The sequence below is a fragment of the Rahnella sp. PAMC25559 genome, assembly GCF_050632365.1.
GTDB classification, from domain to species: domain Bacteria; phylum Pseudomonadota; class Gammaproteobacteria; order Enterobacterales; family Enterobacteriaceae; genus Rahnella; species Rahnella rivi.
This window is the reverse complement of record NZ_CP192543.1, coordinates 1,470,265-1,496,372: the sequence shown is the minus strand read 5'-3', so window position 1 is coordinate 1,496,372 and position 26,108 is coordinate 1,470,265. Positions and strand designations below refer to the sequence as shown.

General features: G+C 54.0%; 24 protein-coding genes and 3 tRNA genes. 11 read left to right on the top strand and 16 right to left on the bottom strand.

Annotated elements, in window-relative coordinates; all coding sequences use genetic code 11:
* Nucleotides 1–33: 33 nt before the first annotated feature.
* The 10 genes from deoB to ACQZQY_RS08215 all read right to left on the bottom strand — a co-directional run bounded on the left by deoB (nucleotide 34) and on the right by ACQZQY_RS08215 (nucleotide 10,461).
* On the bottom strand, nucleotides 34–1,257 hold the full coding sequence (gene deoB / locus ACQZQY_RS08260; protein WP_056776667.1) for a phosphopentomutase: 1,224 nt from the start codon (nucleotides 1,255–1,257) through the stop codon (nucleotides 34–36).
* A gap of 88 nt (nucleotides 1,258–1,345) precedes the next feature.
* Nucleotides 1,346–2,734, bottom strand: coding sequence for a thymidine phosphorylase (deoA, locus tag ACQZQY_RS08255; protein ID WP_205965057.1), 1,389 nt, complete (start codon nucleotides 2,732–2,734; stop codon nucleotides 1,346–1,348).
* 46 nt (nucleotides 2,735–2,780) lie between these two features.
* The gene (gene deoC / locus ACQZQY_RS08250; protein ID WP_056776662.1) at nucleotides 2,781–3,560 is read right to left on the bottom strand and encodes a deoxyribose-phosphate aldolase; all 780 of its coding nucleotides are present in this window, start codon (nucleotides 3,558–3,560) and stop codon (nucleotides 2,781–2,783) included.
* Between the two features lie 545 nt (nucleotides 3,561–4,105).
* Entirely contained in the window at nucleotides 4,106–4,891 is a 786-nt protein-coding gene (locus ACQZQY_RS08245; protein WP_431296918.1) for a TatD family hydrolase, read from the bottom strand.
* Entirely contained in the window at nucleotides 4,888–6,099 is a 1,212-nt protein-coding gene (locus tag ACQZQY_RS08240) for a patatin-like phospholipase family protein (protein WP_431296917.1), read from the bottom strand. The genes ACQZQY_RS08245 and ACQZQY_RS08240 overlap by 4 nt, the downstream gene beginning before the upstream one ends.
* A gap of 270 nt (nucleotides 6,100–6,369) precedes the next feature.
* The gene (locus ACQZQY_RS08235; RefSeq protein WP_013577105.1) at nucleotides 6,370–6,531 is read right to left on the bottom strand and encodes a DUF1328 domain-containing protein; all 162 of its coding nucleotides are present in this window, start codon (nucleotides 6,529–6,531) and stop codon (nucleotides 6,370–6,372) included.
* 345 nt (nucleotides 6,532–6,876) lie between these two features.
* Entirely contained in the window at nucleotides 6,877–7,467 is a 591-nt protein-coding gene (osmY, locus tag ACQZQY_RS08230; protein WP_056776654.1) for a molecular chaperone OsmY, read from the bottom strand.
* A 432-nt stretch (nucleotides 7,468–7,899) separates the two neighbouring features.
* A complete protein-coding gene (gene prfC / locus ACQZQY_RS08225; protein ID WP_056776651.1) occupies nucleotides 7,900–9,489 on the bottom strand; it encodes a peptide chain release factor 3 in 1,590 nt (529 codons plus the stop codon).
* A 146-nt stretch (nucleotides 9,490–9,635) separates the two neighbouring features.
* Nucleotides 9,636–10,079 carry a ribosomal protein S18-alanine N-acetyltransferase gene (gene rimI / locus ACQZQY_RS08220; RefSeq protein ID WP_421670583.1) on the bottom strand — a complete coding sequence of 148 codons (444 nt, stop codon included), beginning with the start codon at nucleotides 10,077–10,079 and terminating at the stop codon, nucleotides 9,636–9,638.
* Nucleotides 10,048–10,461, bottom strand: a complete 414-nt coding sequence (locus tag ACQZQY_RS08215) for a DNA polymerase III subunit psi (protein ID WP_056776646.1) — start codon at nucleotides 10,459–10,461, stop codon at nucleotides 10,048–10,050. The genes rimI and ACQZQY_RS08215 overlap by 32 nt, the downstream gene beginning before the upstream one ends.
* Nucleotides 10,462–10,600: 139 nt before the next feature.
* Here ACQZQY_RS08215 and rsmC point away from each other — a divergent pair, with 139 nt between their 5' ends.
* Nucleotides 10,601–11,647 (top strand): 16S rRNA (guanine(1207)-N(2))-methyltransferase RsmC, encoded by a 1,047-nt coding sequence (gene rsmC, locus ACQZQY_RS08210; RefSeq protein ID WP_056776643.1) that lies wholly within the window; start codon nucleotides 10,601–10,603, stop codon nucleotides 11,645–11,647.
* 4 nt (nucleotides 11,648–11,651) lie between these two features.
* Here the strand turns inward: rsmC and ACQZQY_RS08205 are convergent, their stop codons facing one another.
* Nucleotides 11,652–12,644, bottom strand: a complete 993-nt coding sequence (locus ACQZQY_RS08205; RefSeq protein WP_431296916.1) for an aldo/keto reductase — start codon at nucleotides 12,642–12,644, stop codon at nucleotides 11,652–11,654.
* A gap of 143 nt (nucleotides 12,645–12,787) precedes the next feature.
* Here ACQZQY_RS08205 and ACQZQY_RS08200 point away from each other — a divergent pair, with 143 nt between their 5' ends.
* From ACQZQY_RS08200 to ACQZQY_RS08185, 4 genes are all read left to right on the top strand, one after another.
* Complete coding sequence (locus ACQZQY_RS08200; RefSeq protein WP_431296915.1) at nucleotides 12,788–13,675, top strand: LysR family transcriptional regulator; 888 nt, start codon at nucleotides 12,788–12,790, stop codon at nucleotides 13,673–13,675.
* 245 nt (nucleotides 13,676–13,920) lie between these two features.
* Nucleotides 13,921–14,006, top strand: a tRNA-Leu gene (locus ACQZQY_RS08195).
* A 36-nt stretch (nucleotides 14,007–14,042) separates the two neighbouring features.
* Nucleotides 14,043–14,128: transfer RNA gene (locus ACQZQY_RS08190), tRNA-Leu, on the top strand.
* 41 nt (nucleotides 14,129–14,169) lie between these two features.
* A tRNA-Leu gene (locus tag ACQZQY_RS08185) sits at nucleotides 14,170–14,256 on the top strand.
* Here the strand turns inward: ACQZQY_RS08185 and ACQZQY_RS08180 are convergent.
* Nucleotides 14,219–14,353 (bottom strand): hypothetical protein, encoded by a 135-nt coding sequence (locus tag ACQZQY_RS08180; RefSeq protein ID WP_256370236.1) that lies wholly within the window; start codon nucleotides 14,351–14,353, stop codon nucleotides 14,219–14,221. The genes ACQZQY_RS08185 and ACQZQY_RS08180 overlap by 38 nt on opposite strands.
* Before the next feature lie 36 nt (nucleotides 14,354–14,389).
* Nucleotides 14,390–14,671: a DUF1435 domain-containing protein gene (locus ACQZQY_RS08175; RefSeq protein ID WP_056777204.1), complete on the bottom strand. Its 282-nt coding sequence runs from the start codon at nucleotides 14,669–14,671 to the stop codon at nucleotides 14,390–14,392.
* Nucleotides 14,672–14,947: 276 nt separating this feature from the next.
* Here ACQZQY_RS08175 and ACQZQY_RS08170 point away from each other — a divergent pair, with 276 nt between their 5' ends.
* Nucleotides 14,948–16,042 (top strand): GGDEF domain-containing protein, encoded by a 1,095-nt coding sequence (locus ACQZQY_RS08170; protein ID WP_183848499.1) that lies wholly within the window; start codon nucleotides 14,948–14,950, stop codon nucleotides 16,040–16,042.
* A gap of 381 nt (nucleotides 16,043–16,423) precedes the next feature.
* On the opposite strand, the gene rhaR is transcribed toward ACQZQY_RS08170, so the two are convergent.
* Nucleotides 16,424–17,305 (bottom strand): HTH-type transcriptional activator RhaR, encoded by an 882-nt coding sequence (gene rhaR, locus ACQZQY_RS08165; RefSeq protein ID WP_431296914.1) that lies wholly within the window; start codon nucleotides 17,303–17,305, stop codon nucleotides 16,424–16,426.
* An 81-nt stretch (nucleotides 17,306–17,386) separates the two neighbouring features.
* Entirely contained in the window at nucleotides 17,387–18,214 is an 828-nt protein-coding gene (rhaS, locus tag ACQZQY_RS08160; protein WP_056776633.1) for an HTH-type transcriptional activator RhaS, read from the bottom strand.
* Nucleotides 18,215–18,558: 344 nt separating this feature from the next.
* Between rhaS and rhaB the strand changes: the two genes are divergently transcribed.
* The 5 genes from rhaB (at nucleotide 18,559) to rhaM (ending at nucleotide 23,870) form a co-directional block, all read left to right on the top strand.
* A complete protein-coding gene (gene rhaB, locus ACQZQY_RS08155; protein ID WP_431296913.1) occupies nucleotides 18,559–20,043 on the top strand; it encodes a rhamnulokinase in 1,485 nt (494 codons plus the stop codon).
* Nucleotides 20,040–21,296 (top strand): L-rhamnose isomerase, encoded by a 1,257-nt coding sequence (locus ACQZQY_RS08150; RefSeq protein ID WP_431296912.1) that lies wholly within the window; start codon nucleotides 20,040–20,042, stop codon nucleotides 21,294–21,296. Before rhaB ends, ACQZQY_RS08150 begins: the two co-directional genes overlap by 4 nt.
* 52 nt (nucleotides 21,297–21,348) lie before the next feature.
* A complete protein-coding gene (gene rhaD / locus ACQZQY_RS08145) occupies nucleotides 21,349–22,173 on the top strand; it encodes a rhamnulose-1-phosphate aldolase (RefSeq protein WP_056776624.1) in 825 nt (274 codons plus the stop codon).
* Between the two features lie 135 nt (nucleotides 22,174–22,308).
* On the top strand, nucleotides 22,309–23,457 hold the full coding sequence (fucO, locus tag ACQZQY_RS08140; RefSeq protein WP_431296911.1) for a lactaldehyde reductase: 1,149 nt from the start codon (nucleotides 22,309–22,311) through the stop codon (nucleotides 23,455–23,457).
* A 98-nt stretch (nucleotides 23,458–23,555) separates the two neighbouring features.
* Nucleotides 23,556–23,870 carry an L-rhamnose mutarotase gene (rhaM, locus tag ACQZQY_RS08135; RefSeq protein WP_056776618.1) on the top strand — a complete coding sequence of 105 codons (315 nt, stop codon included), beginning with the start codon at nucleotides 23,556–23,558 and terminating at the stop codon, nucleotides 23,868–23,870.
* On the opposite strand, the gene ACQZQY_RS08130 is transcribed toward rhaM, so the two are convergent.
* Nucleotides 23,845–26,094: a YgiQ family radical SAM protein gene (locus ACQZQY_RS08130; RefSeq protein ID WP_431296910.1), complete on the bottom strand. Its 2,250-nt coding sequence runs from the start codon at nucleotides 26,092–26,094 to the stop codon at nucleotides 23,845–23,847. The two genes, rhaM and ACQZQY_RS08130, sit on opposite strands and share 26 nt — an antisense overlap.
* Between the last annotated feature and the right edge of the window lie 14 nt (nucleotides 26,095–26,108).

Below are 26,108 nucleotides of genomic sequence, written 5' to 3'. Positions count from 1 at the left end.
GCCGGCATCAGTGCCGGCCGCATCTGCAAAGTCTTACAGCATGGATTTGCCGTAGTCCATCGGTGACAGATCGAAGTATTTCGCGACCGTCTGACCGATATCCGCGAAGGTTTCACGGTGTCCTAATGAGCCCGGTTTCACTTTCGGGCCGTAGATTAACACCGGAATGTGCTCACGGGTATGATCCGTCCCGCGCCAGGTTGGGTCACAACCGTGGTCAGCGGTGAAGATAATGATGTCATCTTCTTTCACCAGTTCCAGCAGTTCCGGCATACGGCGGTCGAACAGTTCCAGTGCGGCGGCGTAGCCGGGCACATCACGGCGGTGGCCGTAAGAGGAGTCGAAATCCACGAAGTTAGTGAAGACGATGGTTTTGTCGCCCGCTTCTTTCATCTCTTTGATGGTGGCGTCAAACAGAGCGTCCAGACCGGTGGCTTTCACTTTTTTGGTGATGCCGACCTGCGCATAGATATCGGCGATTTTACCGACAGACACCACATGGCCGTCTTTCTCATCAACCAGTTTTTTCAGAATGGTCGGTGCCGGTGGCTCAACCGCCAGATCGTGACGGTTACCGGTACGTTCGAAGTTACCGGCTTTGTCGCCAATGAACGGACGGGCGATCACGCGGCCAATGTTGTAGCCGCCTTCCGTCAGCTCTTCACGGGCGATTTCGCACAGTTCGTACAGACGATCCAGCCCGAAAGTTTCTTCGTGGCAGGCGATCTGGAATACGGAGTCGGCGGAGGTATAGAAAATCGGCTTGCCGGTTTTCATGTGCTCTTCGCCTAAATCATCCAGCACAACGGTGCCGGAGGAGTGGCAGTTACCGAGATAGCCCGGCAGATTGCCACGCTCAACCAGTTTATCCAGCAGCTCCTGCGGGAAGCTATTGGTGGTGTCGCTGAAATAGCCCCATTCAAACAGCACAGGCACACCGGCGATTTCCCAGTGGCCTGACGGGGTGTCTTTACCGGAAGACAGTTCGCTGGCGTAGGCATACGCACCGGTGATTTCGGAATCACCGTCCATGCCGTCAGGAATTTTACCGGTAGATTCTTCAGCCGCTTTCGCCAGCCCCAGACGGGTCAGGTTTGGCAGATGCAGCGGCCCTTTGCGACCCTTGTCCGCTTCACCACGCGCACAGGCAGCCGCGATATGGCCCAGCGTGTCAGAGCCTGTATCGCCAAAGCGTTCGGCATCTTCACTGGCACCGATACCGAATGAGTCTAACACCATGATAAATGTACGTTTCATTTTGCTCTCCTGCGAATGGTTACGCATTGGGTCACGCGGAACTGCCGCGTACCTGATCAGTCTTAAATGGGGGCGATGTGGCCTGAAATCAAGCATTGCCGCCGATCCGGCGATACACCACCGGCGTAATTTCCGGCGCGCTGTCGCTCAGAACAATGGCGGCACGCACTTCTGCGGCAGCCTGCTGCCAGGCAGCTTCGCTGTTGGCGTGGATCATCGCCAGTGGCTGGCGGGTATCCACCTGCTGGCCGAGCTGCGCCATGTTCGTCAGGCCTACGCTGTAATCGATAGGGTCGCTGGCACGGCGACGACCGCCACCCAGTGACACCACGGCCATGCCCAGCGCACGGGTATCCATCGCGCTGACAATCCCGTTGCCCTCGGCGTAAACCGGTTTGCTCAGCGTTGCCTGCGGCAGATAGCGATCGTAATTTTCAATAAAGTCAGCCGGCCCTTTTTGCGCCGCAATCATGCGACCAAAAATCTCTGCGGCTTTGCCGTTATCCAGCACGGCCTGCAGTTTGCTGCGGGCATCGGCGTCATCTTTTGCCAGACCACCGGACAGCAACATTTCCACGCACAGCGCCATAGTCACTTCAAGCAGACGCGGATTGCGGTATTCGCCGGTCAGGAAGCGCACGGCTTCGCGCACTTCAACGGCGTTACCGGCGCTGGAGGCCAGCACCTGGTTCATGTCCGTCAGCAACGCGGTGGTTTTGCAGCCTGCGCCGTTCGCCACATCGGCAATCGACTGAGCCAAGTCTTCGGACAGCTGATAGGTCGGCATAAATGCGCCGGAACCCACTTTGACGTCCATGACCAGCGCGTCCAGACCTTCAGCCAGTTTTTTGGCGAGGATTGACGCGGTGATAAGCGGTATGGAATCAACGGTCGCGGTGATATCACGGGTGGCATAGAAGCGTTTATCCGCCGGCGCCAGCGAGCTGGTCTGGCCGATGATCGCTACGCCAACGTCCTGAATAATGCTGCGAAAACGGCTGTCGTCCGGGAAAATATCAAAACCCGGAATGGCTTCGAGTTTATCGAGCGTACCGCCGGTATGACCGAGGCCACGGCCTGAAATCATCGGAACATAACCTCCGCACGCCGCCACCATCGGGCCGAGCATCAGGGAAGTCACGTCACCCACGCCACCGGTGGAATGTTTATCCACGATCGGGCCGTTCAGGTTCAGGCTTTTCCAGTTAAGTACCGTACCGGAATCACGCATCGCCATGGTCAGCGACACGCGCTCATTCATGGTCATGTCGTTGAAATAAATAGTCATTGCCAGTGCGGCGATCTGACCTTCTGAAACCTGACTGTCGCGAATACCGTTCACAAAGAAACGAATTTCTTCGTCACTTAAAGGATGGCCATCACGTTTTTTACGAATAATTTCTTGTGCGAGAAACAAGGTATCCCCCTGCCTGAGCTGAACGCCAGAATCTGGACGCTGATTGTGCGGGCGCTGCATGGCAACGCCCCGACAGATGCGCACCGCCTGGGCGGTGCCCCGGTGATCAATAGCTGCTGGTGGCTTTCTGACCGGCGTGACCCAGAGTGGTCAGCAGGCTTGCCAGCAGGCTGGATGCACCGAAACGGAAATGACGTGAGTCAGCCCATTCGCGGCCCAGCAGGCGATCGGCCAGTGCCAGATACTGCGCGGCATCTTCAGCGGTTTTAACGCCACCGGCAGGTTTGAAACCGACGTCTTTGCCGACGCCCATTTCAGCGATCACAGTCATCATCAGCTCTGCGCTGTGCAGCGTGGCGTTTTCCGGCACTTTACCGGTAGAGGTTTTGATGAAATCAGCACCCGCTTTGATAGCGATTTCAGATGCTTTACGGATCAGCGCGTCTTGTTTCAGTTCACCGGTTTCGATGATCACTTTCAGCAGGACATTGGCAGCGGCACAGGCTTCTTTGCACTGTTTCACCATTTCAAAACCAACCTGCTCATTACCGGCCATCAGCGCGCGGTAAGGGAAGACCACGTCAACTTCATCTGCGCCGTAAGCGATAGCGGCACGGGTTTCAGCCAGCGCAATCTCAAGATCGTCGTTCCCGTGCGGGAAGTTGGTCACGGTTGCGATACGGATGTCCGGCGTACCTTGCTCGCGCAGGGTTTTACGGGCAATCGGGATAAAACGAGGGTAAATGCACACAGCAGCGGTGTTACCTGCCGGGCTTTTTGCCTGATGACAAAGCGCGATCACTTTTGCATCGGTGTCGTCTTCGTTCAGGGTGGTTAAATCCATCAGGTTCAGCGCACGTTGTGCTGCGGCGGTTAAATCGGTCATATAACTCTCCAACAATTTTCAATTCCAGCGACCAGCCAGAACTGAGCATACAGTCATGAATTCCTTTCGGCGGGTAACGCCGCAGAAGAATTCTGCACGGTTGGCGAGCGGACTTGGTTCCTTGAAGATAGCGTGCGTAAGCGCTGTATCTGGCTTACGTGGCAACTGAGATCCTTCTCACCGCGCTTGGATTGGCAGACGCCAATTCGTTGTGACTATTTGAACACGTCACATCAGGTTCCTGTGTGCAGTATTTCACACAAAATGAAAACCGTTTGCAACGTTGCTTGGTGAAATGAGATCTGAATCACATTTACCCGGCGTTATGCTCAGTATTCGGCCCATATAAGAGTGTATACCCGATTCATGACAAGCGGAGTTCGGGTGGACACGCGGGGATCACCGACCGGTAATCTTGCCGGTGATGTTATAATAATAACATTTAAAGAGGAAACAAAACTTACAAAACATCACGATCGGCATTTTAATGGGGAATTTTACGAGAAATTAATGTTATTTAAATCACAAAACGATGAATGTGAACATCAATCAGAAGGAAGATTAAACACCCGACGGGTATTCGCCAGCAGCGCGGCGGCGATATCTTCGCGGCGTTCCGGGCGTAACTCACACAGCACATCAAACACTGCGGCGGCGCGTTCCGGGCGATTTGGCTGGCCCTGAAAACCCTGCAACGGCATATCCGGCGCATCCGTTTCCAGCAACAATGAGGAAAGTGGTAACTGCGCCATCACCTGACGGGTTTTCTGCGCACGCGCATAGCTGATGGTGCCACCAACGCCAATGGCGAAACCCAGTTTGATAAACGCCTGCGCCTGAGAAAGGCTGCCAGCAAAACCATGTACCACACCAGTCGCCGGAAGTTTTGCCTGCCGTAACATGGCCGCCAGCTGATCGTGACTGCGCCGTGAATGCAGGATCACCGGCAGCGTCTCACGCTTTGCCAGCGCGAACTGCGCCTTCAGCAAACGCTGTTGTTGCTCAAACATCGGCGTTTCCATAAACAGATCCAACCCGATTTCCCCGACGGCCACCACACGCGGATCGCGCTGGCTGAGCAGGGTATCCAGTAACGCCAGATCCTCGTCTGTATGCTGCGCGATATACAGAGGATGCAGACCGAGCGCGGCATAAAGCTGAGGGAATTTTTTTGCCAGCGAGAGAATACCGTGGAAACGATCGGCGGTAACGGCGGGCACGATGATGTCCCGCACGCCACTCTGTTGTGCCAGATGCAGGCTTTCAGCCTCAGCACCGGTGAACGGCGGGAAATCGAAATGGCAGTGCGTATCAACGAAGTGAATACTCACAGCTTGTCGCCTTCACTGGCAGGATAAATGTCCGCTGACCGCATCTCAGACGGGACGCTTTGCGGTCGGATTTCTGCCGGCGGACTGTCCTGAAAAGCCGCCGGACGCACGACGCCGCCATCGGCCACCATATCGGTGAGCACAGCGGGATCGAGCACGATTTGTTCGACCGTGCTGACGGCCGCCGCCAGCGGTGTCACGTTTTCTGGCTCATTCTCCGGCACCACCACGCGCTGAGGCCGGGTCGCCCGCGGGATAATCTGCGGATAAGGCCGCTCATTTTCACGCGGCAACAGCCAGTGTGCGGCTGCCGACAGGAAATACCGGCCACAGCGACGCCCGAGGTGATAATCCTGATTGAGAGCAGGTAAACGGCTGCCGAGCGCATGGCTGGCCAGCGGTTTCGGCGGGAAGATTTCGAAAATCCGCACGTCGCCCGGTGGGTTTTCAATGAACTGCTGAATACGGTGATAGCTGTTTTCGTGATGCTGCATCATGCGCACCAGTTGTTGCAGGCTGCTTTCGCTCAGCCATTGCTCCATACGCTTCATCCATTGCGGCGTGTAGAACATCGCCGAAGGCACCGTGCGGATCACCACGATGGTATCTGCCCCGCGACGGTAAGCTTCTTCCACCGGAATAGCGTCGCTGATGCCGCCGTCCTGATAGCTGATGCCGTCCAGATCCACGCCCATACGATAAAAACCGGGTATGGCGCTGGAGGCTTTGATCACCGGCAACCAGTTCTCACGCGTCGGTGAAAAATAGCTGGCCGTGTAATCGTCGCTGCGGCAGGCGCACATCAGAAATTCGCGGCCATCGATCAGCAGCTTTTCCGCGCTTTCCATCGCCAGCGGCATGTTTTTTGCGGTTTCATCGACCAGCCAGTCGAGATCGATAAGATGCCCGCCGCGCACAAAGCGCAGCGGATTGAAGAAGTCAGGGCTGGTGGTGTAGCGGGTAATGACTCTTCTGGCGTAACCAGGTTGTCCGCACACGAAGGCGGAAAGGTTTTGCGCGCCGGCAGAGGTTCCGAGGTACAAATCGAAGGGATTGAAATTCGCCCGCTGGAATTCATCCAGCACACCGGCGGTAAAAATGCCTCTCTGCCCTCCCCCCTCGCACACCAGGGCAATCTTGCCCGGCCGGTAGGGTTTATATGCCAGCGGTTCTATATTCCCCAGCGTGACAGGTATTCTGTATCCCAACGCATTATCCTCACACAATTAGCCTTTACGGGCAGGCTTCATTTCTGAGCATACCTCGTCTTATCAGTTTCGGTGAGTTTCTTACCAGGATGTGAGGATAAAATCGTTACTTACTGTTAACGGATCACATAAATGAGAAGGGTCATAACATAAAAAACATCGCCCCCTTTTCTGAAAACACTGCGGTCAGGCAATGTGTTCAGATAAGAGGGCGATGCGGTGTCTTACGAGGGACTTCTGTTAACGTTATGATTTCATAACGTTATATTGTCAGAGTCGTTTACGACCGGTAAACAAGCTGACCAGGAACAGAATGATACCCACTACGAATACGATTTTTGCAGCCCAGGCAGCTGTACCAGCCAAACCACCAAAACCCAGTGCTGCTGCGATCAACGCGATGATCAGAAAAATAATGCCCCAACGAAACATAAGCTTCTCCTTACCCTATATATTCACTTTGCCAGTTTAAAAGGTGACACTCCTACTTCCGGTCTGAAGTCTCGGTGTAACATTTGTCTTGGTGACACTTTATTAGCCGGCAAATACCGGAGATAAAAATCATCACTTACCTAATAAAGATAGTCGGAAAAATGGAAGTGTTAGCAAAAACTAACGCTTATTTTTCAAATAAATGTTCACATCGCTATTGCGTAAGCCTTCAGTGCCGGACAATGGGCAGGAGGTACGGTATATCATTATATGTTATTCAAATCCGGCGCCCTGCCCATGAGCGGACGCCGTTTACTGCTTCTTACGACACACGTTTTGCGAAAATTATGGTGCAACTTTCAGGTCGTTTTTAACGCTTTTCACGCCATCAACGGTTTTCGCAACGCTTTCAGCACGGTCAGACTGTGCCTGGTCTTTTACTGAACCGGAAAGCTGAACAACGCCTTCGGTGGTTTCTACTTTGACGTTACGTGAAGGAACGATGTCGTCTGCCAGCAGTTTGGCTTTTACTGAAGCCGTGGTAGCAGAGTCACCGGCGTAACCTTTCACGCTTTGTTCGCTTTTGTCTTTAGTGTGCAATTTGTCGCTGACAGATTTCACGCCTTCAACTTTGGTGGCGGCGGCAACAGCTTGTTCAGCTTCAGACTGGGAAGCCACAAAGCCGCTCAGCGTAACCACACCAGAATTTGTGGTAACAGAGATGTCGGTGCTTTTGATGGCTTTATCATCCACCAGTGCACTTTTCACTTTTGCTGTGATGGCGCTATCGCCCATGTAGTTATCAACTTTCTTCATGGAGCTATCGATTTTTGCACCTGCGCTATCAGTGGTGCTTGCAGCCAGTGCGCTACCGCTCATCAGTGCGGTACCCAGAACAACGGCCATCATTGAATAGGCAAATTTAGAATTTTTCATCGATTTATTCCTTTCAGTTTATGAGCCCTAAGCCTGGACCCGGTACGCCACATTTTTGGTGACGCCTTCTAACAAATTGTATTGCTGCTGTATTTACTTCCTTTGTAGCAGAGTACGTCGTTTTATTCGGGCTTTTCATCGCCTTTCGATATAACACTCTGCTTCGTCACTTTTAAGCAGTGCTTTACGCCACTGTTTCGTGAACACACATTTAATATAGTCAAGAATGTCCAAAAGAGTAGAGCGATCGCCAATTACGGGGCCGAATGCAGACAAGTCTTAAGATTTCGAAGAAATTATGGGCGAATTCAGGGTGGGAAGATGAAAAAACACACAAACGGGAATGAAAGGAAATGTGACGCTGAGCCAAAAAAGGGCAAAAAAAAGACGGCGCAATGGCCGTCTTCAGGTTGTAAACTACGCAATCAGGAATTAATGCTCGCGGGTTTTGCGGAATTTCACTTCAGGATATCGCTCAGAAGCCAGATTCAGGTTCACCATAGTAGGCGCAATATAAGCTAAGTTATCACCGCCATCGAGCGCCAGGTTGGTTTCGTTCTTACGCTTGAATTCTTCGAATTTCTTCACGTCGTCACATTCGACCCAGCGGGCGGTGCTCACGTTGACCGATTCATAAATCGCTTCCACGTTGTATTCGCTTTTCAGGCGCGCCACGACCACTTCAAACTGCAGAACACCTACCGCACCGACGATCAAATCGTTATTGGCAATAGGGCGGAAGACCTGAACAGCGCCTTCTTCTGACAGCTGAACCAGCCCTTTGAGCAGCTGTTTCTGTTTCAGCGGATCACGCAGGCGGATACGGCGGAACATTTCAGGGGCAAAGTTAGGGATGCCGGTGAACTTCATGTTCTCACCCTGAGTAAAGGTGTCGCCTATCTGAATGGTGCCGTGGTTGTGCAGCCCGATGATGTCACCCGGGTAGGCCTCTTCCACATGCGAACGGTCACCGGCCATGAAGGTCAGCGCATCGGAGATCACCACGTCTTTGCCAGTACGCACCTGCCGCAGTTTCATGCCTTTTTCGTACCGCCCGGAAACCACACGCATAAACGCCACACGGTCGCGGTGTTTAGGATCCATATTGGCCTGAATTTTAAACACGAAACCGGTGAATTTTTCATCGTCGGCTTTCACTTCACGCACGTCAGTATTACGTGGCATTGGCGCAGGCGCCCAGTCCACCAGACCGTCAAGCATGTGGTCAACGCCGAAGTTACCCAGTGCGGTACCGAAGAATACCGGCGTCAGTTCACCGGTCAGAAACGCTTCGTGATCGAATTCATGCGATGCGCCCTGCACCAGCTCCAGCTCTTCACGCAATTGCTTCGCCAGTTCTTCACCGACGGCGGCGTCCAGCTCAGGGTTATTCAACCCTTTGACCGTGCGGACTTCCTGAATGGTGTGACCCTTACCGGTCTGGTACAGATAGACTTCATCTTTGTAGAGGTGGTAAACGCCCTTGAACAATTTACCGCAGCCAATCGGCCAGGTAATCGGAGAACAGGCGATTTTCAGCTCACGTTCCACTTCGTCCATGACTTCCATCGGATCACGGATATCACGGTCGAGTTTGTTCATAAAGGTCAGGATCGGCGTATCACGCAGACGGGTAACTTCCATCAGCTTGCGGGTACGATCCTCGACGCCTTTTGCGGCGTCGATCACCATCAGACAGCAGTCGACGGCGGTCAGGGTACGGTAAGTATCTTCGGAGAAGTCTTCGTGCCCCGGGGTGTCGAGCAGGTTAACCAGACACTCTTTATACGGAAACTGCATCACGGACGTGGTGATGGAGATACCACGTTGTTTTTCCATTTCCATCCAGTCGGATTTGGCGTGATTGTTCGAGCCACGGCCTTTTACCGTACCTGCTGTCTGAATCGCGTTTCCGAATAACAGAACTTTTTCAGTAATGGTGGTTTTACCGGCATCGGGGTGAGAGATGATGGCAAATGTGCGGCGCTTAGCCACTTCAAGGGCGTATTCACTTGGAGACATGTTTTTCACGTTTCTGCGGTTGGTCCGCCCTGCATAGGATTTCACATCACGTCAGAAGGAGACGTCAGGCAAAGCGGTAATAAAAGTTATAGCCGGCTATTTTCACTGATTTAGTCGGGATGGGCAATCAATGGTTTTTTTGTGCTCTATCCCAGCGGCAGCGCCATCATAATGGCATCTTCACGCCCCTGGGCGGCAGGATAGTAGTTGCGGCGAACAGAGAGTTCGTTAAAGCCGAGGCTTTCGTACAACGCAATGGCTTTGGCGTTAGAAGCACGCACTTCCAGCCAGAGGGTGAAAACGTCTTTCTGCTCAAGCTGTTGTATGACCTCTTCCAGCAACGTGCGGCCTAAGCCCTGGCGCTGGAAGGCCGGATCGATGGCGATGTTGAACAGCGTCGCTTCGTCGAGGACGATTTGAGTGATGGCGAAACCGGCCATCACTTCACCCTGCATGATTTTAAGGTTCAGATAGCGCTCGCCCTGATTGCTGGCAAGCGTATTTTCAGTCCACGGAAAAGCATGGCTGGCCTGTTCGATCTGGAATGCGCGGGGAAGATCAGCGGGCGTCAGGATAGAAATCGGGTTCATTTTCACAAATCTGCTGCCACAGCGCGCGTTTGGCGCCGGCATCTTGATAAAGCTCGGCCAGAGCCGGGCTGGATAACTGCGTACCGGTGAGCGGCAGAGGTTCATTTACCCCCAGTCGCCAGACGTTGCAGCGGGTATCTTCAGGTAACATCGTCACCTGTTCCGGCGTCAGGCGGTAAACCTGCTGTCCGGTCAGCGCCAGGCTGCGCAGAACATCGCACACCAGCGGATCATCTTCAGCCGGCGGAACGTCTGCGACAATCAGTAATTGGGTGTCTGCAGGCAGGCTGACGGCGACTTCGCCTTGTAAAACCGCAGGCCGACGCAGCGTCCACTGGGTGATGCCCAGTTGTTGTAACAACGTATCTCTTCTGGATGCCATGCCTGATCCCTGCCCGTTGAAGTGCGAAAAGCCCGGCTATGCTAGCAAACACACGGAACATGCGCCAATAAAGCTCGATTACTCAATCAGGGACGAAGAGTATATAATCGCGGGCCAAACCCTGAGGAGCCTTATCCTGATGTCTGCATTAACTCCGGCCAGTGAAGTCATACTGCGCCATAGCGAAGAATTTGAAGGCCGCCGCGTCCTGTTCGCCGGCGACTTACAAGACAGCCTGCCTGCTGAAATTGACGCCGAAGAAGTCCGCGTCCACACCAATATGTATCACCACGGGCAGATGCTCAGCAAAGCGCTGGGCGACAACGTACAGTTCGGTTTACTCGCCGACGCAGATCTTATCGCCCCTTGCGATGTGCTGATTTATTACTGGCCTAAGAGCAAACTCGAAGCCAAATTCCAGCTGTTTAATCTGCTGTCGCAGATGCCGGTTGGCATCGACGTGTTTGTCATCGGCGAAAACCGCAGCGGCGTGCGCAGCGCGGAAACCACGCTGGAAGGCCTGTGTGAACTGAGCAAAATCGACAGCGCCCGCCGCTGTGGTTTGTATCATGGCCGTCTGGAAAAACAGCCTGAATTTGATGCTGACGGCTGGTGGGATGAATATATGGTCGAAGAAGTGACCATCAAAACCCTGCCGGGCGTATTCAGCCGTGAAGGTCTGGACAGCGGAAGCCTGCTGTTGATCAACACGTTTGAAGAGCCGGTGAAAGGCAAAGTTCTGGATATCGCCTGCGGTTCAGGCGTTTTGGCCTCTGTTCTGGCGACTTACTCGCCGAAGATGAAAATCACGCTCAGCGATGTGAGCGCAGCCGCTATCGAAGCCAGCCGCGCCACGCTTGCCGCCAACGGACTGGACGGCGAAGTGATTGCCAGCAACGTCTATTCAGACATTGATGGCCGTTTCGATATGATCATTTCCAATCCGCCGTTCCATGAAGGGCTGCAAACCAGCCTGCATGCGTCTGAGCAGCTGATCCGTGGCGCAATCAGCCATCTGAATATCGGCGGCGAACTGCGCATTGTGGCTAACGCCTTCCTGCCTTATGCCGCGCTGCTTGATGATGCTTTTGGCAGCCATGAAGTGCTGGCCCAAAACGGCCGCTTCAAAGTGTATAAAGCCGTTCGTGGCCGTGCGCCGCGCGATTCGAAAAAGAAAAGACGTTAATCAGTCAGACACTGAGGATGCGCATCATTTCTGCGTTGTAGCGTTCGCCTGCTGCGGCGCGGAAAGGAAATACTGCTTCGATCGCCGCGATTTCGGCTTCACTCAGGGAGACATCAAGCGCGGCGATGTTTTCCTCAAGATAATGACGATGTTTGGTGCCAGGGATCGGCACCATGTTGTCGCCACGCGACAATACCCAGGCCAGCGCCAGCTGCGACGGTTTTATCCCTTTTTCCTGCGCCAGCTCAGCAATTCTCTCCGCCAGTTGCAGATTCTTCGCGAAGTTCTCCCCCTGAAAACGCGGGCTGTCGCGACGGTAATCGTCTGCATCCAGATCGTCAATCGAACGGATTTGACCGGTCAGAAAACCTCGCCCCAGCGGGCTATACGGCACAAATCCAATACCCAGCCGTTCACACGCCGGTAAAATATCTGCCTCCACATCCCGCGACCACAGCGAATACTCCGTTTGCAGCGCCGTGATCGGATGAACGCTGTGCGCACGTTCCAGAATGCTCACCGACACTTCGCTCAGGCCGATATAACGGATCTTGCCCTCACGCACCAGATCCGCCAGCGCGCCGATCGTCTCTTCTACCGGCACGGCAGGATCGGGGCGGTGCTGATAATAGAGATCGATAACGTCGGTTCCCAGACGTTTCAGGCTGCCTTCCACGGATTGACGCACGTAGTCGGGATGGCCGTTTGTACCGCGCGCCTGCGGATTGGAAGCATCACGCACGATGCCGAATTTGGTGGCCAGAAAGACGTTCTCGCGACGGCCTTTCAGAAAGCGGCCGAGCAACTCCTCGTTGGTATGCGGCCCGTACATATCGGCGGTATCTAACAGGGTCACGCCAAGTTCGAGCGCCCGTTCAAGCGTTTCCAGTGACGCTTTTTCGTCCTGACCGGTGGTGTAAAAATCGCTCATACCCATGCAACCTAAACCGAGCGCGGAGACCAGCGGGCCATTTTTTCCAAGCTGACGTTGTTTCATCTGACTTTCCTTTTGATATGAATGGGGGGGAGTGACGAAATGAAGTGTGGTTGTTGTGCCGGAAAAGATAAATCCGCGTAAACGTGCAACACTGTTCAGAATTCACGAACAATAGAAAGCCACCAGCCATCGCCGGGAGTGATATGGATCAGATTCAGGCTATGAAAATTTTCATCCGTATTGCAGAGCTGGAAAGTTTCAGCCGCGCGGCGGAAGACCTCGACATCCCCCGCGCCACCGTCAGCACCACGCTCAAACGGCTGGAACAGCGGCTCGGCGTCCGGCTGTTTTTACGCACCACCCGTCAGGTGAAAATTACCGACGAAGGGAAAATTTATTATCAGCGCTGCCTGCATTTACTGGCCGCTCTGGAAGAAACCGATACGTTATTCGCCCATCACAAAAATCAGCCCTCGGGCATTGTGCGCATCGATATGCCGCACTCGCTGGCACGCGAACGGGTGATCCCGGCGCTGAGTGCATTTTATCAACGGTATCCACAGATCAACCTGATCCTCAGCGCTAATGATAATGCCATCAATTTGCTGGATCAGGGCGTGGACTGCGTTCTGCGCGCCTGGCCGTCGGAAGATGACAATCTGCAATCGCGTCATCTCACCGATCTGGTGCAACTGACCTGCGCTTCACCGGCCTATCTCGCGTTACGCGGCACACCTCAGACGCTGGCCGATCTGCAATCACATCAGGCGGTTGGCTATTTTTTTGCCCATCAGCGGGCCGAAACGCATCTCGAGTTCAGGGTTGGCGGCAATACGGAAAAAATTATGCTCCCCGCCACCCTGACCGTCAGCGGTGCCGATGCCTACGTGGCGGCGGCAAAAGCAGGGTTTGGACTGATTCAGGCTTCGAAACTGGCCATTGCACAGGAACTGGCGCAGGGAACGCTGATTGAGGTGCTGCCGGAGTACCCGCCACCGCCGATGCCGCTGTACATAATGTACCCGCCCGGACGCTTTCTGGCACCGAGGATCCGCGCGCTGCTGGACTGGCTTATCTCACTGTTTTCATAGCCTGGGAGGCATTCGGTTCACAGGCCGTTATCCTCAGGCATTGTTGAATAAAACATCAATTAACCTGACGATAATGTTACCTCTTCATCTATTCACTGCGGATATGCTGTTTTTTACATCAAACGTCCACAATGGGGGAAATAACTGTTGACGGCTGTGGGAAAATCTCTAGAATTCGCCCCCGTGGTTGTGTTACTTGCTGATGACATTCTGATGAATGCGTCACCACAGTAATCAATTGGAACGCGATGGTGGCGGAATTGGTAGACGCGCTAGCTTCAGGTGTTAGTGTCCTTTGGATGTGAGGGTTCGAGTCCCTCCCTTCGCACCAATACAATCACAAGATTTATATTGCACGGCACGGTACGCGATGGTGGCGGAATTGGTAGACGCGCTAGCTTCAGGTGTTAGTGTCCTTCGGATGTGAGGGTTCGAGTCCCTCCCTTCGCACCAAATCGGTGATATAAATCAAGCAGTAAGCAGAATTCATCTGTGCGAAGGTGGCGGAATTGGTAGACGCGCTAGCTTCAGGTGTTAGTGTTCTTACGGACGTGAGGGTTCAAGTCCCTCTCTTCGCACCACATGATTCTGTTCTCCGGTTTTTCCTTCCTGCATTAACTCTCTCGCTTTTAAAAAATAAAAAATCCCTGCGGCTTTACTGTGTTTCCTGCTTTTCATCTCTTTTCGTTCCTTTTTTATAACAATCACTTATGACTATAGACTAAAATTCAGCGTCACCGCGGCCAGACCACCCGCCAGTGCCATAAATGAGGGTAACAACATGTAATGGCGCAATGTCCGGTGAAAAAGCATCACCAGGGTAACCAGCATCGCGACCACGACCAGTACGCGGAGCTGATCGAGCGTCATATGTGCCATCGCCAGCAACGGCATCAGTGCACAAGGCAATAAAACGCCCCAGCCGCTGGTCAGACGCTTACCCAGCACCCACACAACCGCCCAGATCCCACATGCCATGACAATCGCCGCTATCATAACCCTGCTCCAAACAATGATAATGAGAACCAATATCATATAGGATTTTTTCTCATTTACCATCTATTTGCTGCGCACGCCCCTGGCGAGGTGACACCTGCGTACAAAAGTGCTAGTTTTAACGCCTTAAAAAATACGCATGAAAAATACATTCATAGAAATCTAATAATTACGCATTAAAACCATTGGCCTGCCTGTAAGGATTTAATTAACGGCATTGGGCGATAAGATTCTTTATCTATTCAGACAACAAACACAATAAATAGAGTGAATTTGATGATATCTCATTCCTATGATGAGTTGCTAAAAAGCAAACATCGACTGGTTATGTTGCTATTCTTTTTTTTAAATAGTGCTACTGCGCTATTTTCTATGGTTGATCCGCCGGATAATGCGGTTTCCACTCCTTTCCCGCTGGTTCTGATCTTTGTACTCTGCTGTGCAGGTTTAGTATTTTCTTTTTTCACAAAGAAAAATTACTCTGCTCATTTGAATATGTGCTCTGTCATTATCGGATTACTGTGGGCGTGGTTAATTGCTTTGCGGTTTGAAGAAGTCGGGCATTTAGATAAAAACTACCTTCTGGTGAGTTTACTCAGTATTTTCTTTATCAGCGCCATTGCGCTGTCTGATAATTTTCTCGCTTTTTGCCTCCACGCGGTACCTTCCACTCTGTGCGTGGTCTTTTTAGATGATTTTCAGCACATCGGCCGCATCATGTTTTCCGTCTCCCTGCCGCTGATTGGGTTGTGGCTGCACCATCTGATGCTGCGGCGCAGCGATGAGTTTACCCGCCGGATGCTGTCAAACCTGTACAGCGAAAGGGAAAAATTCAGCGATCTCAGTATGCTTGATCCACTGACCGGCCTGTACAACCGGCGCGGGTTACAGAATAAGCTGGAAGGCCTGCTGAGTCAGGCCTCGGGTCATTATGTGATGTTGCTCGATATCGATCACTTTAAAGCTTACAACGACAATTACGGCCACAGCATGGGCGATCAGGCGCTGGTCAGGGTCTCCGCAGCCATTCGCGACGCCGTGCGTTCGCGCGATGTGGTCGTCCGCTACGGCGGGGAAGAGTTTCTGGTGCTGATGTCTAACGTTAAACAGGAACACGCCATCCGCATGGCCGAGCGGATCCAAAATAAAGTGCTGGGTCTGAATATTCCGCATCTGTTTAACGCCGAGGTATCCACCCATGTCACGGTGAGCGCAGGGCTGGCCGCGCTGGAAGAGGGAGATTTTAATAATGCTCTCAGTCAGGCTGATGTCTCGCTGTATAACGCTAAAAACAGTGGCCGCAATAAAATACTTTATGCCTGGGAAGTGACTGAACAACAGCAGACGTTGAGTGAAGAGAAAATGGCCTGAAAGTAACATTAATAACAATACGCTTATTGTTATTAATGTTATCCCTTTGACTTTCCTGCCCACTCAAATTTATCAGCTTTGGGCAGGCATTCATCTTTAATGCATAACCATTCATATCCGCAGCAGATAAAAGAGGACCATAGAAAAGTAAATCATCGCTTTATTCTAATTAATGTCTGGAGAGAGGTGATTTTCAATTCTGTTTGTATTGTTCAATGACTCAGAATGCTTTTCTGAGTTTCAGAAAAAAATGAAACATAAAGATAATCCTATAGCACTATACACCTGCCAAACCTCTGCTGATCTTCCCGCCATTAAACCGTGAACGCCTCACCGACACGCCATCCTAATTTATTGTTTTAACATGCTTATCATCGGCCTTCAGAGGCGGTTTACCTCGGCGTATTCCCCTTCCGGCGATTTGACTACATGGCCGGTAAAGCGTTGCCGGTAATCACGCGGCGAAACGCCACAGGCGCGGTTAAACACCACCGAAAAGTAATTACTGTCATCAAAGCCGCATTCCGCAGCCACATCGCTTATCGCCATGTTGCCATAACGCAGCAAACTCATCGCCCGGCAAATCCGCAACTGGCGCAGGTAATGGGTCACACTCATGCCGGTATGCTGCTTGAACAAAGCGCGCAGAGCGCGGGGATTGAGCTGATGCTGACGGCAAAACGTTTCCAGATGGAAAGGGGCTGAAATACCTGCCCGCAGCGCCATCAGCAATAAATCCAGCTGATGGGCATCCGGCAGCACGCCGCTGTCGGGCTGATGACGAAAGCGCAGCAGCAACAGCGCCAGCTGCATAAGCAAAGCCTCACTGAGTTGCACCGACAGCGCCTCAGATTTCATGCACTCTTTCGCCAGCTCATCGACTTTATCGCGCAGCACCGACATGCCCAGCGTACTCAGCCGCCAGTAACGCTGTTCCTGACTGACACTTTCGCCGGGCAACAGGTGCGCCCAGTCGGCCGCCAGCCCGAAACGCTCACGGCAATACAACACGTTATCCAGGGCCAGCATATTGACGGATTCATAGCTGTGTCGGTCTTTGGCGTTGATATAAAACAGATCGCCGCAGGTGATGGGATAAGGGATATCGTTCCAGATGTGGACACCATTGCCGCGCCAGACAATCACCAGCTCGTCAAAATCGTGGTCGTGACTGGGAAAATCCGCCTGAGGATGGCGCTCTGCCACCACGACGGAATTCATTCCGGTCAGAAAGAAATCATTTTTATTCAGTTTCAGCGACATAGCAGCAATCTCAACCCGTTTGACCACAAAATAAACGAGGCGGCTCAGGCAGATAATTCCTGAGGCCGCGAGAGGTGCCGCTTAACGTAACTGGTCACGCATGAGTTTTGGCGACACCGAAAATTCCCGACGGAACTGCGTCGAAAAATGGTTACTGTCACTGAACCCGCAGGCATAGGCGATATCGGTAATGCTCTGATCGCTGTGATGTAAACGACGGCGCGCCTCCAGCAAACGCAGACGGTTGAGATACCGTTGTGGCGTCAGGCCGGTGTAATGCTTCATCTGCCGGTGCAGGGTGCGCAGCGCCAGAGAAAAACGGTCTGCGGCTTCAGTCCAGTTAACTTCTTCACTGTAATGTGACTGGAGCCATTGCAACAGTTGATTGACTTTGTTTTCAGAGGTGTCTCGCAATTGTGGCTGGAAACAATCCTGATAAAGCAGGATCAGCAACTGCAGGAACAGGCTTTCACGCGTGGCGATATGCTCCATTTCAATGCTGTCCGGCAGCGCTTCCAGCTGCGCTATACACTCCAGCACCTGCACGACCACGTGCGGGCTGAGTTGCCAGTGGATCTGCGCCTGATAATGATGCTCCTGTGGCAGAAAATGGCCGACGTCCTGAATAAAACGGAATGCTTTTGGCGAACGGAAAAGGACGTTGGTGAGCCGCAGATTCTCCACGTTTTCAAACAAATGGTGATCACTTGCGCGCACAAAACACACGGTGCCGGCCGTCAGCGTATAGGGATTGTCATTAAAGATGTGCACGCCGGAGCCGCTTTCCACCAGCATAATCTCGTGAAAATCGTGGTAGTGCTCCGGGAATACACTTTGCGGAAGACGTCGCTCAACGGTCACCGTCAGCTCAGGTGCCGCAAAATAATCATCACCCTTCAGTAACGTCATTGGATCGCCTCCGGTTTAGACATTCATGTGCTTCGGGGAACCCACCCTACCCTGTGCCACGCCGTCTTACCTTCAAACCGCGGCGCTAAAAACGGCATAAACGGTCATTTTTTCAAGATTCGACCTGTGGTGATGCAGATCTGCGGCGAGGATCACAATCGCTGTGTTCGCGTTACCTGCCGTTTTCATCACCGCCGTCAGCAGGTCTTTGGGCTGAACTGTGATCTGCCTCGCATCTACCTTTTTAATGCTGCCATCCGGTTAAAACCCGTGGCAATCACCGGAAGGTGCCCCCGCCCCACGTCCCCTACACTGGCCAGCATATTCAACAAGGAATGGCCGCTATGAGAACTCACCATCTTGCCGCTATTGACCTCGGTGCCTCCAGCGGCCGTGTAATGCTGGCCACGTTTACCCGCCAGGATCCCGATTCAGCCGCAACGCTGACGCTGACAGAAATTCACCGTTTTCCAAATACTCTGAAGCACGTTGACGGCCACGATACCTGGGATCTGGATGACCTTGAGAAGCACATTCTGGAAGGACTGAACCGTCTGGATTCTTCCGGCGTCCCGCTCGATGGTATTGGCATCGATACCTGGGGGGTGGATTACGTGCTGCTCGACGAACAGGGCCAGCGGGTGGGTTTAGCCGTGGCCTATCGCGACAGCCGCACCGACGGCGTCATGGCGCGGATGGAAAAGCAGGCAGGCCGCCACACCATTTATCAGAAAACCGGCATCCAGTTTATGCCGTTCAACACGCTTTATCAGTTACGGGCGCTGACCGAACAACAGCCCGAAGTCGTGAACACAGCCGCACATCTGCTGATGATCCCCGACTATTTCCATTACCGCCTGACGGGCGCGCTGAACTGGGAATATACCAACGCCAGCACCACGCAAATGCTGAATATCACCACCGGTGACTGGGATAAGGATCTGCTGAAACTGGCGGGTGTTCCACGCCGCTGGCTGCAAAAACCGACGCAACCGGGAAACTCAAAGGGAGTCTGGCACAGCCCGCGCGGGCGCAGCGTGCCGGTTATCAGCGTCGCTTCGCATGATACCGCCAGCGCCGTGGTCGCCGCACCGCTGACCGGCCCGCACAGCGCCTATCTCAGCTCCGGCACCTGGTCGCTGATGGGCATCGAAAGTCCGAAAGCGTTTAATCAGACGAAGGCGCTGCACGACAACATCACCAATGAAGGCGGCATCAACGACAGTTATCGGGTGCTGCGCAACATTATGGGGCTGTGGCTGTTCCAGCGGGTTTGCCGGGAACTGGGGATTCAGGATTTGCCTTCACTGATCACACTGGCAAAAAACATTCCCCCGTTCACTTACCTGATCAATCCGAACGAAGACCGCTTTATCAATCCGCCGTCGATGGTCAATGCCATCCGCGAAGCCTGCCAGCAGGCTGGCGAACCGGTGCCGGAATCACCGGCCGAACTGGCGCGTTGTATTTTCGACAGTCTGGCCATGCTGTATCGCAAAATCGCGCTGCAACTGGCTGATTTACAGGGCGCGCCGCTGGAAGATATCCATATTGTTGGCGGCGGCAGCCAGAACCAGTTCCTTAACCAGCTGTGTGCCGACGTCTGTCAGGTCAACGTCAGCGCCGGGCCGGTTGAAGCCTCTACGCTCGGCAATATCGGCTGCCAGCTGATGGCGCTCAACGCCGTTAAAGACACCGCTGAATTTCGTCGTATCGTGGCCTCGAACTTCGAACAGCACCATTACATTCCCCGTGTTCACGCGGATTTCGCTATTCACTGGCGCCGTTTTGAGGCGCTCTGTCACGTCAATGAGGAGCTCGCTGTATGACTTCATCTATCGATCACGCATGGACGCTTGCTAAAGAACGCTTTGCGCAGCTGGGCATTGATGCCGAAGCCGCAATCACCCAACTCGATACTCTGCCGGTTTCCATCCATTGCTGGCAGGGGGATGACGTCGCGGGCTTTGAGAACCCGGAAGGCGGCCTGACCGGGGGGATCCAGGCGACCGGCAACTATCCCGGCAAAGCGCGAAATGCGCAGCAACTGCGGGCAGATTTAGAACTGGCGATCTCCATGATCCCCGGCCCTAATCGTCTGAACCTGCACGCTATTTATCTGGAATCCGACACGCCGGTGCCGCGTAACGAAATCGAACCGAAGCATTTTACCGGCTGGGTAGACTGGGCGAAGAAAAACAAACTGGGTCTGGATTTCAACCCGTCATGTTTTTCACACCCGATGAGCGCCGACGGATTTACTCTTTCCAGCGCCAACCCTGAAGTCCGTCAGTTCTGGATCGAACATTGTCAGGCCAGCCGCCGCGTATCCGCCTCGTTTGGCCGCGCGCTCGGCACGCCGTCAGTGATGAATATCTGGGTGCCGGACGGCATGAAAGACGTCACCGTCGATCGTCTGGCACCGCGCCAGCGCCTGATGAGTGCGCTTGATGAAGTGATTTCTGAGAAGTTTGAGCTCACCGAACACATCGACGCGGTCGAAAGCAAATTGTTCGGCATCGGTTCTGAAAGCTACACCGTCGGCTCTAACGAATTCTATCTCGGGTACGCCGCCAGCCGCGGCACTGCGCTGTGCCTCGATGCCGGTCACTTCCACCCGACCGAAGTGATTTCCGACAAAATTTCCGCCGCCATGCTGTATGTGCCGCGCCTGCTGCTGCACGTCAGCCGCCCTGTGCGCTGGGACAGCGACCACGTGGTGCTGCTCGACGACGAAACGCAGGCCATCGCCAGCGAAATCGTTCGTCACAATCTGTTCAACCGCGTGCATATCGGGCTGGATTTCTTCGATGCATCCATCAACCGCATCGCCGCCTGGGTTATCGGCACGCGCAACATGAAAAAAGCACTGCTGAAAGCCCTGCTGGAGCCCACCGAATTACTGAAAAAGCTGGAAACCGAAGGCGATTACACTGCGCGCCTGGCCCTGCTGGAAGAACAGAAATCGCTGCCGTGGCAGGCGGTCTGGGACATGTATTGCCAGCGTCATGACGTGCCGGTGGGCGGCCAGTGGCTGGATGCCGTCCGCCACTACGAAACCAGCGTGCTGGCAAAACGTTAACCATCGATTATCACACCAGAAACGCATTCACCTTATTCGCAGGAAAGAACTGATGAAAACATTATTTAGCGCGTGGTTTGTACAGGGCATGGTTAAAGCAACCACAGATATGTGGCTGAAAGGCTGGGATGAGCGTAACGGCGGTAACGTCAGCATGCGTTTGTTACCGGAAGATATTGCCCCCTACAAAAATGATTTTTACGCCCAGCCCCGCACGGTGGAACTGACTCAACATGCACCGGATCTGGCGAATGAATACTTCATCGTCACCGGTTCCGGGAAGTTCTTCCGTAACGTGCAGCTCGCCCCTTCGGAAGCGCTGACCGTGATTCAGCTCGATGACAAAGGCGCCAGCTACAAAATTCTGTGGGGCCTGACCGCAGGCGGCCTGCCGACCTCGGAACTGGCGTCACACCTGCAATCTCACGCCGTACGTAAACGTGTCACCAACGGGCAGGACCGGGTGATCATGCATTGTCACGCCACCAACCTGATCGCACTGACCTACGTGCTGGAACTCGACAGCGCCAAAATCACCCGCAAGCTGTGGGAATGCAGCACCGAATGTCTGGTGGTGTTCCCCGACGGCGTGGGCATTGTGCCGTGGATGGTGCCGGGCACCGACGGCATTGGCGCCGCCACTTCCGATCAGATGCAACATCACAGCCTGGTGCTGTGGGCGTTCCACGGTATCTTCGGCTGCGGTCCGACGCTGGATGACGCCTTTGGCCTGATCGACACCGCCGAAAAATCGGCAGAAATTCTGGTCAAAGTGATTTCCATGGGGGGCATGAAACAGACCATTCAGACCGACGAACTGATTGCCCTCGGCAAACGTTTTGAGGTCACGCCTTTCGAGGCGGCACTGAAAGCCTGATCCGGCGGTTGCTGCTCCGGACAGGATAAATCCTGCACGGGGAACAGAGGATGTTCCCCGTAGCAAGAACGGGCAAAGACCCGGGAGCATCGCCACACAGAACATCAGTTCTATTTACTCTTAGAGGGATTTTTTATGAGTTTTATGTTGGCACTTCCTAAAATCAGCCTCCACGGCCAGGGCGCAATCGAAGATATGGTGGCGATGCTGGCAACCCGACAACCGGGCAAAGCGCTGATCGTTACCGACGGCCAGTTAGTCGAACTCGGCCTGCTTGATAGTTTATTCCACGCACTCAAAAAAGCAGAATTGCCCTACGCCCTGTACGGTGGCGTCGTGCCCAATCCCACCTCCGCCCATGTTGATCAAGGCTTGCGTCTGTTTCAGGACAATCATTGCGATTACCTCATCGCTTTCGGCGGCGGCAGCCCGATTGATACCGCCAAAGGCATTAAAATTCTGACCGCCAATCCGGGGCCCGCCACGATGTATGCCGGTGTGGGCAAGGTCACTAAACCGGGCGTTTTTCTGGTGGCCATCAACACCACGGCGGGCACAGCGGCAGAACTCACCAGCAATGCGGTGATCATCGACAGCCAGCGTCAGGTGAAAGAAGTGATCATCGATGCCAACCTGATCCCGGATATCGCCGTGGACGATCCTTCGGTAATGCTGAAGATCCCGGCGGATGTGACCGCAGCCACCGGCATGGACGCGCTGACCCACGCCATTGAAGCCTATGTGTCACTCGGCGCGCATCCGCTGACGGACCCGACCGCGCTGGCCGCGATTTCAACCATTACCCAATGGCTGCCAAAAGCGGTGGATCACGGCGATAATCTGGAAGCGCGTGAGAAAATGGCGCAGGGGCAATATCTGGCAGGCATGGCGTTTAACAGCGCCGGTCTGGGCCTGGTTCATGCTATGGCGCATCAGCCGGGCGCGACGCACAATTTGCCGCACGGCGTCTGTAATGCGATTTTGTTGCCGATCGTCGAAGAATTTAACCGCGCTTCTGCCCCGCACCGCTTTGCTGATATCGCCCGCGCGATGGGCGTACATACGCAAAGCATCAGTGAAACACAGGCGAGCATCGCGGCCATTGATGCGATCCGTCAATTGTCGGCACGAGTGGGGATCCCGTCCGGTTTCAAAGCACTGGGGATTCAGGAGGCCGACATTGAAGGCTGGCTGGACAAAGCGCTGGCAGACCCTTGCGCGCCATGCAATCCGAGGGCGCCGACACGCGAAGAAGTGCGCGAGTTGTATCTGAAGGCGATGTAGTTTTTAGCTCCTTTCTCTGCGAAGAGTGAAAAAGCAGGGGCGATTTCTTTACTCCTCCCTCCGCGAAGAGGGAGGGGGCAAACCAGGCAGGAGAAAACATGATCCGTAAATCTTTCGTGATGCAGGTTAACGCCAATGCGCACGACGAATATCAGCGTCGTCATTCGCCAATCTGGCCGGAACTGGCAGAAACGCTGAAAGCCCACGGCGCGCATCACTACAGCATTTTTCTGGATGAAAAACGCAATCTGCTGTTTGGCTATGTGGAAATTGAATCAGAAGAGAGATGGAACGCGGTGGCGAAAACGGACATCTGCCAGCAGTGGTGGAAGCATATGGCAGACGTGATGCCTGCCAATGCCGATAACAGCCCGATAAGTGACGATCTTAAACCGGTCTTTTACCTCGACTGACTCCCCGGTTTTCACCTTTCCCCTGTGCTGCCGGTTTTCCGGCTTTTCCTGTTGCCGGCCCTGCGGCGACCGGTTTTTTCCCCGCGCGTGCTTTCCCTGATCCGCTTGCCGGATCCTGTGCCTTCGATGCGGTAAAGCGGGTCGCCGCAGGCCGTGCGATCCCCGAGCGAGGCGGAGCGAAACGAGGATCAAACCCGTCCGGCGGCACCAGACAATCCGGGCGCACGCCAATCAGACGGCGCATGCCCATTGCGGTCAGCGCTTCGCGGATCACCGGCCAGTTCACCGGATCGTGATAGCGCAGCAACGCTTTATGCAACCGGCGCTGACGATCGCCCTTCGGCACCACCACGTCTTCACTTTTGTAATCGACTTTATTGAGCGGATTCTTGCCGCTGTAATACATGGCGGTGGCGCTGGCGAGCGGCGACGGATAAAAGTTTTGCACCTGATCCAACCGGAAGCGGTTTTTCTTCAGCCACAGCGCCAGATTGATCATATCTTCAGTGCGCGTGCCCGGATGCGCCGAGATGAAATAAGGGATCAGGTACTGCTCTTTCCCGGCCTGTTTCGAATAGCTGTCGAACAGCTCTTTGAACCGGTAATAACTGCCCATACCCGGTTTCATCATTTTCGACAGCGGCCCGGTTTCGGTATGCTCCGGCGCGATCTTCAGATACCCGCCCACATGGTGTTCAGCCAGCTCTTTGATATAACGCGGATCTTCCACCGCCAGATCGTAACGCACGCCAGAAGCGATCAGGATTTTCTTGATGCCTTTCAGGCTGCGGGTGCGGCGGTAAAGGTTGATGGTCGGCTCATGGTTGGTGTCCATGTGCGTACAAATTTCAGGATACACGCAGGAGGCGCGACGGCAGCTTTGTTCGGCTTTTGGCGACTGGCAGCGCAGCATATACATGTTGGCCGTCGGGCCACCGAGGTCGGAGATTACACCGGTAAAACCGGGCACATTGTCGCGGATCTCTTCGATTTCGCGGACGATCGACTCTTCCGAACGGCTCTGAATGATCCGCCCTTCATGTTCGGTGATCGAACAGAACGAACAGCCGCCGTAGCAGCCACGCATAATATTGATCGAGAAACGGATCATGTCGTACGCCGGAATGGTGGCCTTTCCGTAAGACGGATGCGGCACGCGCTGGAACGGCAGCGCAAACACTGCATCCATTTCCTCAGTAGACAGCGGGATCGCCGGTGGATTGATCCACACATAGCGATCGCCATGTTTTTGCATCAGCGCACGCGCGCAGCCAGGGTTAGTTTCGTGATGCAAAATGCGCGAGGTGTGCGCGTACAGCACTTTATCGCCCTTCACTTTTTCAAATGACGGCAGCAGCACGTAGGTTTTTTCCCACGGCTTCGGTTTCGGCGCGCGAACGGTGACCGGCTGCGCTGCGTCGGGTGCGGGCAGTTCGCCTTCTGAACAGGGCAAATCTTCGCCGTACGGGTTCATGATCGGCTCAATACGACCCGGTTTATCGAGGCGGGTGGAATCCACCCCGCTCCAGCCAATCAGTGCGGTTTTACGCATCACGGCGGTATTGCGCACATCATGAATGTCAGTGATCGCTTCGCCCGCCGCCAGACGATGCGCCACTTCCACCAGGGGCCGTTCGCCGTTGCCATAAATCAGCATGTCGGCCTTGGAATCCACCAGCACTGAACGGCGTACGGTATCGGACCAGTAATCGTAATGCGCAATGCGCCGCAGGCTGGCTTCGATACCGCCGAGCAAAACCGGCACGTCGCTGTAAGCTTCTTTGCAGCGCTGGGAGTAGACCAGCGTGGCGCGATCAGGCCGCTTGCCGCCGACGTTATCAGGCGTATAGGCATCGTCATGACGCAGTTTTCGGTCAGCGGTGTAGCGGTTGATCATCGAATCCATGTTGCCGGCGGTCACCCCATAAAACAGATTCGGTTTGCCAAGACGCATGAAATCGTCTTTGTTACTCCAGTCCGGCTGCGCGATGATCCCCACGCGGAACCCCTGCGCCTCCAGCATACGGCCCACGATCGCCATACCGAAACTCGGATGATCGACATACGCATCGCCCGTCACCACGATCACATCACAACTGTCCCAGCCGAGCTGATCCATTTCCTCACGGGTCATCGGGAAAAACGGCGCAGTGCCGTAGCATTCGGCCCAGTAACGCGGATAAGAAAACAGGGTGCGATCGGGTTGGATCAGGCTGATTGGCATAAACAGGTTCTTCG